This is a genomic window from Dapis hubbardiae BLCC-M172 (assembly GCF_050016015.1).
In the GTDB taxonomy this organism is placed as follows: domain Bacteria; phylum Cyanobacteriota; class Cyanobacteriia; order Cyanobacteriales; family Microcoleaceae; genus Trichodesmium.
This window is the reverse complement of the sequence record NZ_JBNHEQ010000301.1, coordinates 25,257-26,760: the sequence shown is the minus strand read 5'-3', so window position 1 is coordinate 26,760 and position 1,504 is coordinate 25,257. Positions and strand designations below refer to the sequence as shown.

Sequence of the window (1,504 nt, the reverse complement as noted above, 5' to 3'; positions counted from 1 at the left end):
GCTCAAATTTATCACCCTACTAAAATCTCAATACCTCAGACTAAACTATGACTCACATAATATATATAGATAACTATCTAATTCTCCCTAAAAGATAAAAATAACTCTCAAACTTCCCTAGAAAAAATGCTCTACAAAATTCAACGCCGAATCTCAGATATTACTCAATCAAAAACTTACTTAGAAGGTTACTAGAACAGTTAAGCTTAAAGTTGGAGTAGTTTAAATATACTACTCCAATAAATACTAGAAAGTCTACTCAAAATTTCCCAACTTTCCCCAAGAAAATTTGCCACTGCTCAAATTTATCACCCTACTAAAATCTCAATACCTCAGACTAAACTATGACTCATATCATATATATAGATAACTATATAATTCTCACTAAAATATAAAAATAACTCTCAAACTTCCCTAGAAAAAATGCTCCACAAAATTCAACGCCGAATATTTGAAATTATTGAGCTAGATAATCCCGGAGACACCTACAGCAAAATCTTTAAAGTCTTCATCATTACATTAATTATTCTCAATATTATAACTGTGATTATCTCCACAGTAGAAGACATTTATCAACAATATAAAACTTGGTTAGATAACTTTGAACTAATATCAGTAATCATATTTACTATTGAATATATTTTGCGCATTTGGTCATCTAATGTTGCTTCTGGATATAAACATTCTATCTGGGGAAGAATCAAATTTATGTTCAAACCATTAGTAATTATTGATTTAATTGCTATTTTGCCATTTTACTTACCTTTATTCTTGCCAAACTTAATATTTACTCGTTCATTTCGTCTCTTTAGAATATTTAGAATATTCAAAATAACCAGATATTCCGACACGACAAAATTATTTGCTCAAGTCATTAAATCAAAACAAGAAGAAATAGTAATTGCTATATTTATTGGTGTAATTTTATTAGTAACTTCTGCCAGTCTAATGTACTTTGCTGAAAATGAAGCTCAACCAGAAAATTTTCCTCATATTCCTGCTGCTATGTGGTGGGGAGTTGTTACTTTAACAACTGTCGGTTATGGAGATGTTTATCCTATTACTCCTTTAGGTAGATTTTTAGGAGCGATCGTTGCATTAATTGGTGTTGGAATATTTGCTTTACCCACAGGTATAGTTGCTTCTGGTTTTACTGAGGAAATTCAAAAAAAACGAGCTTTAGGTCAGCAAAAAAAGTCTATTATTTGTCCTCATTGTGGTAGAAAGATAGATGAATAATTGATAATGGATAATTGATAATTGATAATTGATAATGAATAATTAATAATTGATAATTGATAATTACCTTTTACTTTTAGGGAGACGTTAAAAATTGAATTATTTAATTATTAATTATTCGGCAATCTAGAGAGTAAGCATTCAGCTAGACTTTAGCTGTTTTATCAATGATAAATAATCAAGAAAAAATGCTAATGTCAAATATCAAGGCTATTTCAGTTAACAGATAAGCAATAAATTATCGCGCTATATAAATCAATTATTT

General features: G+C 29.0%; 1 protein-coding gene. It reads left to right on the top strand.

What is annotated here, in order from left to right; translation table 11 throughout:
* Positions 1-423 precede the first annotated feature (423 nt).
* The gene (locus ACP6PK_RS28315; RefSeq protein WP_426558214.1) at positions 424-1,239 is read left to right on the top strand and encodes an ion transporter; all 816 of its coding nucleotides are present in this window, start codon (positions 424-426) and stop codon (positions 1,237-1,239) included.
* Positions 1,240-1,504 lie beyond the last annotated feature (265 nt).